This window comes from Janthinobacterium sp. HH106 (assembly GCF_001758725.1).
In the GTDB taxonomy this organism is placed as follows: Bacteria; Pseudomonadota; Gammaproteobacteria; order Burkholderiales; family Burkholderiaceae_D; genus Janthinobacterium.
In genome coordinates, this window is the sequence record NZ_LRIC01000030.1 from 90,851 (window position 1) to 104,478 (window position 13,628).

At 62.6% G+C, this 13,628-nt stretch carries 10 protein-coding genes; 4 read left to right on the forward strand and 6 right to left on the reverse strand.

Annotation, left to right across the window (positions count from 1 at the left end; genetic code table 11):
• Positions 1 to 40 precede the first annotated feature (40 nt).
• Positions 41 to 1,450, reverse strand: a complete 1,410-nt coding sequence (locus tag JAB8_RS13400; RefSeq protein ID WP_071654413.1) for an alkaline phosphatase — start codon at positions 1,448 to 1,450, stop codon at positions 41 to 43.
• A 29-nt stretch (positions 1,451 to 1,479) separates the two neighbouring features.
• The gene (locus JAB8_RS13405; protein ID WP_070290240.1) at positions 1,480 to 2,880 is read right to left on the reverse strand and encodes an alkaline phosphatase; all 1,401 of its coding nucleotides are present in this window, start codon (positions 2,878 to 2,880) and stop codon (positions 1,480 to 1,482) included.
• A 320-nt stretch (positions 2,881 to 3,200) separates the two neighbouring features.
• On the opposite strand from JAB8_RS13405, the gene JAB8_RS13410 reads away from it, so the two are divergent.
• From JAB8_RS13410 to JAB8_RS13425, 4 genes are all read left to right on the forward strand, one after another.
• Positions 3,201 to 4,070, forward strand: a complete 870-nt coding sequence (locus JAB8_RS13410) for an MBL fold metallo-hydrolase (RefSeq protein WP_070289986.1) — start codon at positions 3,201 to 3,203, stop codon at positions 4,068 to 4,070.
• A gap of 14 nt (positions 4,071 to 4,084) precedes the next feature.
• Positions 4,085 to 4,741, forward strand: coding sequence for a DsbA family protein (locus JAB8_RS13415; RefSeq protein ID WP_070289988.1), 657 nt, complete (start codon positions 4,085 to 4,087; stop codon positions 4,739 to 4,741).
• 94 nt (positions 4,742 to 4,835) lie between these two features.
• Positions 4,836 to 6,299: a catalase gene (locus JAB8_RS13420; protein ID WP_070289990.1), complete on the forward strand. Its 1,464-nt coding sequence runs from the start codon at positions 4,836 to 4,838 to the stop codon at positions 6,297 to 6,299.
• A 178-nt stretch (positions 6,300 to 6,477) separates the two neighbouring features.
• A complete protein-coding gene (locus JAB8_RS13425) occupies positions 6,478 to 6,861 on the forward strand; it encodes a hypothetical protein (protein WP_070222728.1) in 384 nt (127 codons plus the stop codon).
• A 54-nt stretch (positions 6,862 to 6,915) separates the two neighbouring features.
• On the opposite strand, the gene JAB8_RS13430 is transcribed toward JAB8_RS13425, so the two are convergent.
• The 4 genes from JAB8_RS13430 to JAB8_RS13445 all read right to left on the reverse strand — a co-directional run bounded on the left by JAB8_RS13430 (position 6,916) and on the right by JAB8_RS13445 (position 13,560).
• Positions 6,916 to 10,494 (reverse strand): M1 family aminopeptidase, encoded by a 3,579-nt coding sequence (locus tag JAB8_RS13430; RefSeq protein ID WP_070290242.1) that lies wholly within the window; start codon positions 10,492 to 10,494, stop codon positions 6,916 to 6,918.
• Positions 10,495 to 10,504: 10 nt separating this feature from the next.
• Entirely contained in the window at positions 10,505 to 11,398 is an 894-nt protein-coding gene (locus tag JAB8_RS13435) for an ABC transporter ATP-binding protein (RefSeq protein ID WP_070222726.1), read from the reverse strand.
• 182 nt (positions 11,399 to 11,580) lie between these two features.
• Positions 11,581 to 12,777: an ABC transporter permease gene (locus JAB8_RS13440; protein WP_070222724.1), complete on the reverse strand. Its 1,197-nt coding sequence runs from the start codon at positions 12,775 to 12,777 to the stop codon at positions 11,581 to 11,583.
• Between the two features lie 3 nt (positions 12,778 to 12,780).
• Positions 12,781 to 13,560, reverse strand: coding sequence for an ATP-binding cassette domain-containing protein (locus JAB8_RS13445; protein WP_070289992.1), 780 nt, complete (start codon positions 13,558 to 13,560; stop codon positions 12,781 to 12,783).
• Between the last annotated feature and the right edge of the window lie 68 nt (positions 13,561 to 13,628).

The following is a 13,628-nucleotide window of genomic DNA, read 5'->3' on the forward strand; positions in this document are numbered from 1 at the left end:
TACGCCATCCGCCCCGGTGGGGTTGCCGTGTTGATGTGGATCAGAAGCCGAAGGCCGCCTTCAGCAAATCAAATACCTTGGTGTTGTCCAGGGTGCCCTTGAAGGTCTTCGCGCCGGCGCCCGTGGCCAGCAGCTTGACGTCGCCGCCGCCATGGGTTTCGCTGGCCAGGCGCACGCCTGTTTCTTGCAGGTAGTTGTCTTTCAGCGCCGTGGCGCTGTCGACGTTGCTGCGCAAGTCAGGGCGGTTCGGGCCATTGCCGAATACCAAAGTGGTGTAGGTGTTGCCATCGGCATCCTTGCTTGGCTGGTTATCCTTGTAGCCGCGGTTGATGTCGAGGATATTGTTGCCGCGCTTGCCGTAGCCGTTGAAGGCCAGCGTGTGGTCATGGTCGGCCGTGACGACGATCAGGGTATTGGCCAGGGTCGGGTCGGTTTCCTTGATCTTGGCGATGGCCGCCTTGATGGCGTCGTCGAAGGCGATGGTGTCCGTCAGCGCGCGCTTGGCATTGATGCCGTGCAAGGCGTGGTCGATGCGGCCGCCTTCGACCATCAGGAAGTAGCCGTTCGTGTTTTTCGACAGCAAGTCGATGGCTTTCAGCGTCATTTCCGACAGGCTAGGCTGGGTCGCGCCTTCGCCCAGCGGCGGCGTGGCCGTACGGTCCAGTTCATATTCGAGGTGGCTGCGGGTGCTGTACAGGCCGATGAATTTCTTGCCGCTCGGCGCGGCCGCCATTTCCGCTTTCGTCGCGGCCACGGTGTAGCCCTTGGCGGCAAACTCCGTCAGCAGGTTGCGGCCATCGGCGCGGCCGTATTTGTTGCTCGTCGACCAAGGCGTGAAGTGGTTGCGGCCGCCACCCATCAGCACGTCGACGCCATCGCCGAGGGCTGCGTTGTAGCCGGCGCCGCCTGGCGCCGTTTGCGCGGCGATCGCGTATTGCGCATTGCGGTTGCAGATGTGCGAGAACGTCGTCGCCGGCGTGGCGTGCGTCAGTTCCGTGGTAGTGATGGCACCCACGGCCTTGCCCTTGGCTTTCGCCAGTTCCAGGATGGTCGGCACGGTCTTGCCGCCGGCCGGGCAATTGTCCACGCCCAGGTTGCCGTTGGCATCGCGGCCGGGTTCCTTGGCGATCGTGTCTTGCGCCATCGAGATGACTTCATTGTTCATCTTGACGCCGGTCATGTAGGCGGCCATCGATGGCGCGCTGTCCGTCGTTTGCGCATCGTTCGAGAACGTCTTGATGCGCGCCGTGCGTTCCAGCGTATCCATGGTCAGGCTGCCGTCTTCCTTGTACTGGTAGATGCGCGCGGCCGTCACGACGGACGGGCCCATGCCGTCGCCGAGGAAGAAGATGACGTTCTTCGCGTCGGCGGCGTAGGCGCTGGCGACGCTGGCGGCCACGAGCGTGGTCAGCAAGGAGAGTTTCAGGGCGGGTTTCAATGCGAGTTTCATATGCTTGTCCAATTCTTGTCTCTTGGGGATTACAGACCGCCGGCGGTCTTGACCAGGCCGAATACTTTGGTGTTGTCGATGGTGCCCAGGAAGGTTTCCGAACCCTTGCCGATGGCGCCCAGGAAGACGTCGGTGCCGCCGTGGGTTTCATTGCCTGCCGTGGTGCGGATCACCGCTTCCTGGTGATAGGTATTGGCGCTGGTGACGGTTTCATCGAGGCTGGCCATGGCGGCGCGGCTCGACTGCGTGCGGTTTTCGCCATTGCCGAAGCCGATGATCGAATACGGTGCGCCGTCCAGGTCTTTCTCGACCGCGCCGGTGACGTAGTTCTTCACCACGCCCAGCACGCCAGGGTTGCCGGCAGCCGTCTTGCCCGTGCGCTTGGCGTAGCCGTTCAGCACCAGGGTATGGTCATGGTCGGCCGTGACGACGATCAGGGTATTGGCCAGGGTCGGATCGGTGAGCTTGGCTTTTTCGATGGCGGCCTTGATGGCGTTGTCGAACGCGACTGTGTCTTGCAGCGCTTTCTTGGCGGTTGTTTCGTGCAGCGCATGGTCGATGCGGCCGCCTTCGACCATCAGGAAGTAACCCTTCTTGTTCTTCGCCAGCACGTCCATGGCTTTGGTGGTCATTTCCGCCAGGCTAGGCTCCTTGGCCGCATCGCGGTCCAGGTCGTAGCTCATGTGGCTGGAAGTGAACACGCCGAACAAACGGTCCGTCTTGGCCGGATCGACGGCCTTGAAGTCGGTGGCGTTGTTGGCGACCGTGTAACTCTTCGCTTTCAGTTCGGCCACCAGGTCGCGGTCGTCGGAACGCTTGCCGCCATCCTTGAACGGTTTGAAGAATTGCGCGCCGCCACCGAGGACCACTTCCAGGCCGGTGGTGCCCAGTGCGCTGTTGTAGCCCGTGCCGCCCGGCACCAGGGCCGCGGCGATATCGTTTTCCAGGTCGCGGTGGCAGATGTGCGCGTAGGTCGCGGCCGGCGTGGCGTGCGTCACGCGCGCCGTGCTGACGACGCCGGCGGCAAAGCCCTTGGCCTTGGCCAGTTCCAGCAAGGTGGTGGCGGGCGTGCCGTTGCCGGTGCCGCATTTATTGACCAGCTTGTTGCCGTTCGCATCCGTGCCCGGATCGATGGCGACCGTGTTGGCCGACATCGAGATGACTTCATTGTTCATCTTGACGCCGGTCATGTAGGCGGCCATCGATGGCGCGCTGTCGGTCACTTGCGCGTCGTTCGAGAACGTCTTGACGAAGGCCGTTTCCGGCAGGGTGTCCATGGTCAGCGAACCGTCTTCGCCCACCGAATAGATGCGCGCGGCCGTCATGGTGGTCAGGCCCATGCCATCGCCGAGGAAGAAGATGACGTTTTTCGGCGGCGCTTCAGCCACTACCTCTTCTTTTTTTGCATCGCTGCCGCAGGCGGCCAGCATCAGGGTGATGGCGACGCTGCAGCCAGCGACGGAAATTTTTCTGCGTGTCATGTGGTTCATCCGGCTAGGTTTGAAAGAGCTAGCAAGATAGCAATCCAATGTGACACCCTCATGACGCTGTGACATGTTTTGTGACGGCGCCACACCGCCGCAGCGGCGTGGCTTTCGCGCACGTCTACGCCGGAAAAATACGCCGTACCGTGCCCGCCATCGGTAGATTGCATCGAAATGAGCAACAAACTATTGCGTTTTAACTAGTTTTTCTACCGAATCAAGCAACGTAAGATGCCGTCATCCCAATCATTTTGTGAAGGCAGATCATGTTCTCCAAATCCATCAGCAGCGTTCTTGTTTCCACCCTGTTTGCCGCCGGCGCCGCCTCGGCCGCCGCCAGCGCCCCCTTGACCCTGGAAGTCTTCAACCCGGGCGAAGCGGCGATTTTCCCCGTCGCTTCCGTGCTGGTGGCGGGCAAGCATGACGCCGTGCTGATCGATGCGCAGTTTTCGCGCGCCGAAGCGCAAAAGCTGGTGGAGAAGATCCGCGCCAGCGGCAAGAAACTGACGACCGTGTACATCAGCCACAGCGACCCCGATTTTTACTTTGGCCTCGATGTGATCAAGGCAGCTTTCCCGAAGGCAAAGATCGTCGCCACGCCGGAAACGGTGGCCGAGATCCGCCGCAAGGCTGACGCCAAGGTCGCCTACTGGGGGCCTATCCTGAAAGACAATGCGCCGCACGGCATCGTCATTCCCGAAGCCTTGAAAGGCAAGCGCATCAGCCTGGAAGGCCAGTCGCTCGATATCGCCGGCCCGACGCCAGCGCGCACCTATGTGTGGATTCCATCAATCAAGGCCGTCGTCGGCGGAGTCGTGCTGTTTGGTAACTTGCACGTGTGGACGGCCGATACGCAAAGCCTGCAATCGCGCCAGGACTGGCTCAAGACCCTCGACGGCATCGCGGCGCTGCAGCCCGTCACCGTCGTGCCTGGCCACTTCAAGGTCGGTTCGCCCCTGACGCCCGACAGCATCGGCTTTACGCGCGACTACCTGGTGACGTTTGAAGCGGAAACGGCCAAGGCCGCCAACTCGGCCGCCCTGATCGCCGCCATGAAACAGCACTACCCGCAACTCGGCCTCGATGGCGCGCTGGAAACGAGCGCCAAGGTGGCCAAGGGTGAAATGAAATGGTAAGCGGAAAGGCCGGCATGCCCACATTGCACTACATTTTCGACCCCCTGTGCGGCTGGTGCTACGGAGCGGCGCCGCTGGTCGAGGCGGCGCGCGCCGTGCCCGGCCTGACGGTGGCGTTCCACGGCGGCGGCATGATGACGGGCAGCAATCGCCGCCAGATCACGCCCGCCTGGCGCGGCTATGTGCTGCCGCACGACCGGCGCATCGAGCAATTGTCGGGCCAGCCTTTCGGCGACGCCTATATCAACGGCTTGCTGAACGACACGACGGCCATGATGGATTCCGAACCGCCGATCACGGCCATCCTGGCGGCTGAATCGCTGGCCGGCAAGGGCCTGGACATGCTGCAGCGCGTGCAGCGCGCCCATTACATGGACGGCTTGCGCATCGCCGACGTGCCCGTGCTGGTGTCCTTGGCGCAAGAGCTGGGCATGGACGGGGCCGCATTCGGGGCGGAATATGCCCGGCAGGCGGGCGCTGCCACGCAACAGCACATCGACGCCAGCCGGGCCTTGCTGGCGCAGGTGGGCGGGCAGGGCTTTCCCACGTTCGTGCTCGACGATGGCAGCGGCAAGCTGTCCGTGATCGATATCGGCGGCTTCCTGGGCCAGCCTGCGAAGTTGCAGGCGGAACTCGGTGGCGTGTGCGATGCTCACGGCTGTGCATTGTAAATAGCTATCAGTTCGATAAAATCAATTAGCTTTTCCTTTGTTGTTGACCTCGTTACACTAGGTTTCATCAGTCAACAACGAAGGAAAAGCAGTCATGAGCCAACAGCCGCCATTCAGTACCGCCTCGGGCATCCCCGTCGCCGACAACCAGAATTCCATCAGCGCCGGTCCCCGTGGCCCGCTGCTGCTGCAAGACTTCCATCTGATCGAAAAACTCCAGCATTTCAACCGCGAGCGCATCCCCGAGCGCGTCGTGCACGCCAAAGGCTCGGGCGCTTACGGCACCTTTACCGTCACGCACGACATTTCGCGCTATACCAAGGCCAAGCTGTTCAGTGAAGTGGGCAAGCAGACGGCCACCTTCGCCCGTTTCTCCACCGTCGGCGGCGAACGCGGCAGTGCGGATACGGAACGCGACCCGCGCGGCTTCGCCGTGCGTTTTTATACGGAAGAGGGTAACTGGGACCTGGTCGGCAACAACACGCCGATGTTCTTCATCAAGGACCCGATCAAGTTCCCCGATTTCGTCCACACGCAAAAGCGCGATCCGCAAAGCAATCTGAAATCGGCCGAGATGATGTTCGACTTCTGGAGCCATGCGCCGGAAAGCCTGCACCAGGTCACCATGCTGTTCTCGGACCGCGGCACGCCGGACGGCTACCGCCACATGGACGGCTTCGGCAGCCACACGTATAGCCTGATCAATGCGGACGGCCAGCGCGTGTTCGTGAAATGGCACTTCAAGACGCGCCAGGGCATCAAGAATTTGCCTGCGGCGGAAGCGGGCCGCCTGGCCGGTGCCGATCCCGACTACGCCCAGCGCGACCTGTTCGGCGCCATCGAACGCGGCGATTTCCCCCAGTGGGAAGTCAAGCTGCAGGTGGCGACGCAGGAGCAGCTCGATGCCTGGGAGCAGCGCACGGGCTGGAACCCGTTCGACCTGACGAAGGTGTGGCCGCACGCGGACTTCCCGCTGTTGCCCGTCGGTATTTTCGAGCTGAACCGCAACCCGGACAATTACCACGCGGAAGTCGAGCAAGCCGCCTTTTCGCCGGCCAACGCCGTGCCCGGCATGGGATACTCGCCGGACAAGATGCTGCAAGGCCGCTTGTTCGCCTACCACGACGCCCAGCTGTACCGCGTCGGCACGAACCACCAGCATTTGCCCGTGAATGCGGCCCGTTGCCCCTTCCATAACCAGCAGCGCGATGGCGGCATGGCGATTCACAATGGCGGCGCGGCGCAGAATTACGCGAACGTGGCGGCGGCAGGCACGCAGCCGCAAGGGCTGGGCCATGGCGAAGGGGAGCTGGCGCTGGCTGGCGGCGCGGCCCGCTACGATGGGCGCGGCGTGGAAGACGATTACACGCAAGCCGGCAATCTGTTTCGCTTGATGTCGGCCCAGGCCAGGCAAAACCTGTTCGACAACCTGGCCGGCCCCCTGAGTCAGGTGCGGCCGGAAACCTTGCAGCGTCAGCTCGCTCACTTCGACCAGGCCGACCCAGCCTACGGCGCCGGCGTGCGGGCCGCCTTGCAGGCCCGCGGCGTGGCACTGTAATTGTGTGTGGCAGGCGGAATAAGCTGGTTCCGCCTGTTTGATGCAGCACAAATGAGAGCTTATTAGAGTTGGATGCTAAATATTGCCGTATGGACATATTTGCCTTCCATGCGTAGACTTGTCGGTCTGATGATCGCGCCGCCTTCCTGGCGGCGTCCTGACTAGAAAGTCTTGCAATATGAATATGGCGAAGCTGTGCGTGCATGGGGATGACCCCACGCTCAAATCCATCCTCGAAGTCTTGCCTACCGATCCGGAGCGGCAATGGCGCAAGGGCGAGGCGAAGGGCGCGAATCGCGTGCATCTCGATTCCGGCTTCGACGTGCTGATCGCACAGGCGCCCAAATCGCAAGTGTTGCCCTCGCGCATACGCAGCTACCTGGCCGAATGCCGTTCGCGCGGCGTGACGTTCACCATGCCGCGCATCGTGGCCGAGCTGCAACTGGAGCTGAATGGCGACGACACGGTCGACGCGCCGCTCGACTTGAGCCTGGCCGACATGCAGCACCTGACGGAAATGGGCATCAGCCTGAGCCTGGTGACGCGCTGCGCCGCAGCCTGATTCCCGTGTGACACGCAAAAAAATGGCCGCCCATCAACGGGCGGCCATTTTTCGTCATGGTTCGTCGAGCTCGACGGTGACCATATTGTCATCGGGCTTGCGGTCGATCAGTTTGTTGTCCGGATCGATGCCCGCCTTGCCGGGGCGGCTGCCGACGATGACGGTGTAGCTCGCTTCACGGGCCGTCATGCGCAGGCGTTCGCGCAGCAGCGGATGGCCATTCGCGTCGTCGACGCCGATCTCGATCCAGTCATGCAGCGGTGCGTCGTGTTCCTCGCCCTGTTCGCCGGCCGTCAATTTGCTTGCCTGCACCTTCATGGTGACGGCGTACTTGCCATCGCTGCGTTTCGTGGCCGTGGCCGACAGGGCGCGGTTGTCGAACAGCACGATTTTCTCGAACAGGTCGTCGATCAGGTAAGCCTGCTCGGGCGGCGTGACCTGGCGCAAGCCCTGGACAAGTGCCGTCACGCTCGCATACGGCGGGCCTTTCTGGCCGTAGGTCTTGAGCAGCTCGCGCAGCACGCCGTTGACCTTGTCCTCGCCGATGATGTCTTGCAGCAAGTACATGGCCAGGCTGCCCTTGTGATAGTGGATGTAGGCCTGGTTTTCATTCTCGGCCAGCGGCAATTCCTTCTTGCGCTCTTCGCTGCGACCCATCAGGTATTGATTCAGGTCATAGCGCAGGAAACGGCGCATCTTGGCCGGTCCCACGGTCTTCTTCATCACCATCAGGGCCGAATATTCGGCCAGGGTTTCGCTGAGCACGGTGGCGCCCCGCGTATTGCCGCCCACCAGTTGATGCGCCCACCACTGGTGCGCCACTTCATGCGCCGTGATGTAGAACGGATAGTCGATGTCCTTCGGGTTCTTGTCGTCCACCTTGGCAATAAAACCCAGGCCTTCCGAGTACGGTATCGTGTTCGGGAACGATTGCGCAAACGTGGCGTAGCGGGGGAATTCGACGATGCGCAGGATCTTGTGCTGGTAGGGGCCGAAGTTCTTCGTGTAGTACTCGAGCGCTTCCTTGCTGCCGCGCACGAAACGCTCGAGGTTGTATTCATGGCCAGGATGGTAATACACGTCGATGGCCACGTCTTGCCAGCGCTCGTGCTTGACGGCGTAGCGGGCCGACTGGAACGCGTAGAAGTTCAGGATCGGCTGGTCCATCGTGTAATGGAAGTAATGGCGGCCCTTGGCGATCCAGTCGTTGTCCAGCATGCCCGGCGCGATGGCCGTCTGGCCGTCGACGGTGCTGACGGTGGCGTCAAAGTTGATGCGGTCGGCGTCGTTGCTGACGTAATTGTCGGCCAATCCCTTCGCATCATCGCGCGGCAAGGCCCGTTCGCGCGCGGGCAAGCCGTGTTTCTTGCGGTCGCGCGGGTCCGTCAATTCCTGCTGCGGCTGGTAACCGATGTGCGGCAGCACGGCATTCGTGAAGAAAGTGCCGTTGGCCACCACGGGCGTATCCTGGCCCAGGCCGAAGATGCCGCGCGGCGCATAGCGGATGTCGAAATCGAGGCCCAGGGTGGCGCCCGGCGCCAGCGGCGCGGCCAGGCGGTAGCTGTAAAAGCCCAGCTTGCCGTCATCGAGGCCGGGATGCACGCGCGTATCGAAACGCAGGCGCATGGTGGCCGTCGGGTCTTGTTGCACAAAAATGTGGCTGATCGGCAGGCTGGTCTTGTTTTGCAGCAGATAGCGGCCCGTGACGGCCAAGGTGCGCTGCGCCGGGTAGATGGCCACGTCGAGTTTCACGTCGGTGATTCTCGGCTGCGGCGTGGCGGCAAACTTGCGGTACTGGCGCTCGATGCTGGCGCGGTCCGCATCGCGGGAAAATTCGGACTGGTAATCGTTGGCCACGTGGAACACGTAAAACAGCACGCCGCCGGCGCCGACGAAGATCAGGGCGCCGCCGGCAAAGCTGGCCAGCACGCCATGCGTGAGGCCGTGGCGCGCCAGGCGCAGGCGGATGCGCCAGCTGTCCTGCGCGCCGCGGGGCCAGAACAGCAGCGACAGCACCGTCAGCATGACGGCCGCGCCGCTCCAGTACAGCAAGTACCAGCGCTCGCGCAACACAAAGTGGCCGGCGCCGTTCATGGCCGAATACACGACCTCCGGCGTGCTGCCGTACAGCAGCAGCGGGTCGCCGAGGCCCAGCGAGGAAAAGCTGATGCTGGCGATGTGGTACAGAATCATGGCGAAATACGCCAGGTATTTCTGATTGATCAGCACTTGCACGAAGATGGCCAGCACGGCGACCAGCGCATAGTAGGGCAGGTGCGACAGGAACAGCGATTCCACGTACAGGCCGGGGTCGAGGCGGTAATAGCCCTTGAAGACCTGGATCGACATGCCGCACAGCATGATGACCAGGCTTAGCAAGGCTTGCAGGCCGACCAGCGCACACAGTTTCGACAGCAGGGGCAGCCAGTTCGGCACGGGCAGGGCGTCGAGCATCAGATGCGTGCCCGCTTCCCGTTCGCGCCACACCAGCTCGCCCGCGTAGAAGGTGGTAATGATCAGCATGAACAGGGCGAACGAGGCGCTGACCATGTCCAGCACCTTTTCCGTCACGGGATAGGTATTCGTGCCGTAGATGGAGCCCATGTCCAGCGCGCCCGCATACATGGTCAGCACGCCGGCCAGCACGATGACGACGAAATAGATGTTCTTGATGGTCTCGCGCAGGTTCAGCCAGCTCATCTTGAGGAGCAGGACGGCCAGGTTGCGCTGCGCGAAGTCCGGCGTTTCCTGCGTGGACAGCGAAGCGTTCGACAGGCGCTGCGGCGCCTCGCCCTCGCTGCGGCGCCGGGCGGCGCCCGCGTCCGTCGTCGCGTGGAACTGGAAGCGCCAGTAGCCGAGCAGCAAGGCCACGAGGGCGAAGCCGGACCAGATGGCGCGGTTCAGCAGGTACACGCCTTCCAGCGTTACCAGGCGCGTGTTGCGTTCCGCGTTCGGCCAGTATTCCGTCAGGCGTATCAGCGCCGTGGTGCCGAAAGGATCGATCAGGGCGGCCAGGGTCTTGTAGTCGAGGTCGCGCGCCAGCGACGGCGCCACCAGGTAGCCGATCAGCATGACTACCGAGCTGATGTACACGGGCAGCATGCGCCGCGTCAGGGCCGCGATGACGAAGAAGATGGCGCCGAAGATGAACAGGTTGGGCAGCAGGGTAAAGACGTAGGGCATCAGGTAGGCCAGCGCCCGTTGCGGCCCCAGCCGTTCGGGATCGATGCCGGGCAGCCAGGCGCCCAGCCAGGCACCGATCACGATGCTGGAAAACACCACCGCCAGCACCAGGTAGGCGCCGAGGAAGCGGCCGAAGACGTACTGGTATTTTTTGATCGGTGCGCTGAAGAAGAAATGCTGCATGCCGTATTCGAAATCCTGCTGCACCGAGCGGCCCATCATGGCGGCCACCACCACGGCGCCGAAGCAGCCCAGCAGGCTGCACGTGAACGCCAGCGAACGGGGGGCGTTGATCAGGAACTTGCCGCCGAAACTGATGCTCGCTTCCTTGAAGACGCCGCCGGCGGCCGCCATCCACAGCATGGCCAGCGCCAGGAACATGGCGAAATACACCCAGGTCGACAGCAGCTTGAGCCGCTGTCGTGCTTCAAAGCGGGCGATGGCAAACATGGCCGCCCCCTCAGTCGCATTGCGGGGCGACGCGGTGGCGCCCGGCAATGGTGGCGAAATACAGGTCTTCCAGGTCGCCGATGGCTTCCTCGAAGCCGTCGCCCGGGTCGTCGTCGCTGTAGACGTGGATCAGGGTGCGGCCCGACAGCAAGCGCGTGGAAATGACGGCGTGGCGCTGCTGGAAGCTGGCCAGTTCTTTCTTTTCGACGAAGCGCGCCCAGATCTTGCAGCTGACTTCATCGATCAGTTCCTGGGTCTTGCCGCACAGCAGCAAATGGCCCTTGTTGATGATGGCCATGTTGGCGCACAGGTCGGCCACGTCGGACACGATGTGGGTCGACAGGATCACCGTCTTGTCTTCGCCGATGTCGGACAGCAGATTGTGGAAGCGGACTCTCTCCTGCGGGTCGAGGCCGGCCGTCGGCTCGTCGACGATGATCAGTTTCGGGTCGCCCAGCAGGGCTTGCGCGATGCCGAAGCGCTGGCGCATGCCGCCGGAAAAGCCGCCCAGGCGCTGGTGGCGCACGTCGAACAGATTGGTTTGCTGCAATAGCCCATCGACGACTTCGCGCCGGCGCGCCCGCTGCGACAAGCCTTTTAACATGGCGAAGTGGTCGAGCAGCTCGTAGGCCGTCACTTTCGGGTACAGGCCGAAGTCCTGCGGCAGGTAGCCCAGCATGCGGCGGATCTCGTCCTTGTCGTCGAGCACGTCGTAGTCGCCGAAGAAGATGGAGCCGGAATCGCATTCCTGCAAGGTGGCCAGGGTGCGCATCAGGGTCGATTTGCCGGCGCCGTTCGGGCCCAGCAAGCCGAACATCCCGGGCGGTATCGTCAGCGAAACGTTGTCCAGCGCCACCACGCCATTCGCGTAGGTCTTCGACAATTTACGGATCTGCAATTCCATACAACTCCTAACTCATGTGTTGCTGCCCGATGCGACAGGGCTACTCTATGCTGGCATTGTATTGAATTTAGGACGCACTGGGCAGTTGCATGCGATACACGGCATTTTCGCGTGCCCAGAGTGCAGTTGGCGAGGGCGGATGGCGGGCCGGTCCTGGTCTTGTCGGCCGCGCCACGAGAGTGTCAGTTACGGAACAAAACCGATTCCCGGTTAAACCACCAGCGGCACAGCATCAGCAGCGCGCCGGCGATCACCGTCGTCGAGGCCAGGATCACGCCGAACATGCGGTAATCCATGGTGCCTTTCACCAGTTCCTTCATGGCCAGCGACACGTTCGTCAGCGGCACCATGGCCCACATCCAGTTCAGCTCGACGCCGGGCAGCATGGCCGTCACCGTGGGCAGGATGACAAACAGCATCAGCGGCGTGATCATGCCGGCCGCCTCCTTGTAGCTCTTCGCGTAGATCGAGATCGACAGCAGCAGCGAGGCGAAGATGGCGGCCGTCGGCACCAGCATCAGGGTCACCATGGCCAGGTCGGGCAAGCCGATACTGTGCACGAGGATGGCCATGTGGCCTTCCAGCGAGCTGCCGAAGATGGCCAGCAGGACGCCCATGCTGCCCACCATCAGCACGGCGGAGGTCATGCCCACCGTAAACAGCACGAGGAACTTGGCCAGCACGATGGCGCTGCGCGGCACGGGCGCCAGCAGCAGGGTTTCCAGCGTGCCCCGTTCCTTTTCGCCGGCGCCCAGGTCGATGGCCGGATACATGGCTGCCGTCAGGCACACCATCAGCAGCAGATACGGCACCATGCCGCCGATGATGGCGCCCATCTGTTCGCGCTCGTTGGCCGTCGATTGCTTGTCGAGCACGATGGGATTGAGCGCATAGGCCAGCTGGGCAGGGCTCAGGTTCAGGGCGGACAAGGCTCCTTCGCGCAGGCTGGCGTTGTAGGCGTCGACGATTTCGCGCACGCGCTGGTGCGTCACGTCCACCGAGCTGGCGCTGTTGTAGTGCAGGGTCACCTTGGCTTGCGCCTGCTGCTTCAGCGCTTGTTCAAAATGCGGCGGGATGACGACGGCAAACTTGATGGTATCGTCGCCGATGGCGCGGCGGATGTCCGCCTCGCTGGCCAGCGGTACTTCGCGCAGGTTGTGCTGCTGCGCAAACCGCGCGCTCAGGCCCGGCGAATGGTCCTTGCCGAACAGCGCGTAGCGCAGTTCCGCCGTCTTGGCGTTCTTGAACATATTGCTGGAAACATAAGCGAAGCCGCCAAAGATCAGCGGCATGGCAAAGATGGGGATGAGGATGGTGAAAATCAGCGTCTTGCGGTCGCGCGTGAGTTCCAGCAACTCTTTCAGATAAATGGTCCACATGGCTCAGGCTCCCTGGTTGATGACGCTGACAAAGGCGTCGTACAGATCGGTACTGCCGCCCATGTGGCGCAGTTCGTCGACCGTGCCATGGAAGGCGGTGGTGCCGCGGTTGATGATGCAGACGCGGTCGCACAGCTTTTCCACCTCGTGCAGGTGGTGCGTGGAAAAGATCAGCGGCACGCGCAGCGCCTTGTAGCTGGCGATGAAGTCGAGCAGGATCTTGGCCGACATCACGTCCAGGCCCGTGGTCGGCTCGTCGAGGATGACCACTTGCGGCTCGTGCACGACGGTGCGGGCGATCGCGCACTTCTGTTTCATGCCCGTCGACAATTGATCGGCCCGCTTGCCGCCGTATTCCTCCATGTGCAGCAGGGAAAACAGTTCGTCGCAGCGGCGTTTCAGCTTGTCGGCCGGCATGCCATGCAGGCGGCCAAAGTATTCCACGTTCTCGCGCGCCGTCAGCCGGCCGTACAAACCCGTCGAGCCGGACAAAAAACCGATGCTCTGGCGCGCCACCAGCGGCTGGCGCAGCACGTCGACGCCATTGACGAGGGCGCTGCCCGCGTCCGCCTGCAAGGCCGTCGACAGCAGGCGCAGGGTGGTCGTCTTGCCGGCGCCATTCGGGCCCAGCAAGCCCAGCACTTCGCCGGGGGCGCAGCTGAAACTGACGTCGCGCACGGCGTGGAACCAGCCCTCATGTTCGCGCGGATCGCTCACGTGCACGCCCTTGCCCTTGTGGGGCGGCATGCGGAAACGTTTTGCCAGGTGCTTGACCTCTATCATGTGTTTCATCCATTCAACGGTGAACAACGAGAGTAGCATGCAAAAAATGTAACTTGCAAGGTGGAAAT

Bases quoted from the DNA above. Each gene is read 5' to 3' on its own strand.
- JAB8_RS13400 (WP_071654413.1), bottom strand. From the start codon at position 1,450: ATGAAACTCGCATTGAAACCCGCCCTGAAACTCTCCTTGCTGACCACG.
- JAB8_RS13405 (WP_070290240.1), bottom strand. From the start codon at position 2,880: ATGCTGGCCGCCTGCGGCAGCGATGCAAAAAAAGAAGAGGTAGTGGCT.
- JAB8_RS13410 (WP_070289986.1), top strand. From the start codon at position 3,201: ATGTTCTCCAAATCCATCAGCAGCGTTCTTGTTTCCACCCTGTTTGCC.
- JAB8_RS13415 (WP_070289988.1), top strand. From the start codon at position 4,085: ATGCCCACATTGCACTACATTTTCGACCCCCTGTGCGGCTGGTGCTAC.
- JAB8_RS13420 (WP_070289990.1), top strand. From the start codon at position 4,836: ATGAGCCAACAGCCGCCATTCAGTACCGCCTCGGGCATCCCCGTCGCC.
- JAB8_RS13425 (WP_070222728.1), top strand. From the start codon at position 6,478: ATGAATATGGCGAAGCTGTGCGTGCATGGGGATGACCCCACGCTCAAA.
- JAB8_RS13430 (WP_070290242.1), bottom strand. From the start codon at position 10,494: ATGTTTGCCATCGCCCGCTTTGAAGCACGACAGCGGCTCAAGCTGCTG.
- JAB8_RS13435 (WP_070222726.1), bottom strand. From the start codon at position 11,398: ATGGAATTGCAGATCCGTAAATTGTCGAAGACCTACGCGAATGGCGTG.
- JAB8_RS13440 (WP_070222724.1), bottom strand. From the start codon at position 12,777: ATGTGGACCATTTATCTGAAAGAGTTGCTGGAACTCACGCGCGACCGC.
- JAB8_RS13445 (WP_070289992.1), bottom strand. From the start codon at position 13,560: ATGATAGAGGTCAAGCACCTGGCAAAACGTTTCCGCATGCCGCCCCAC.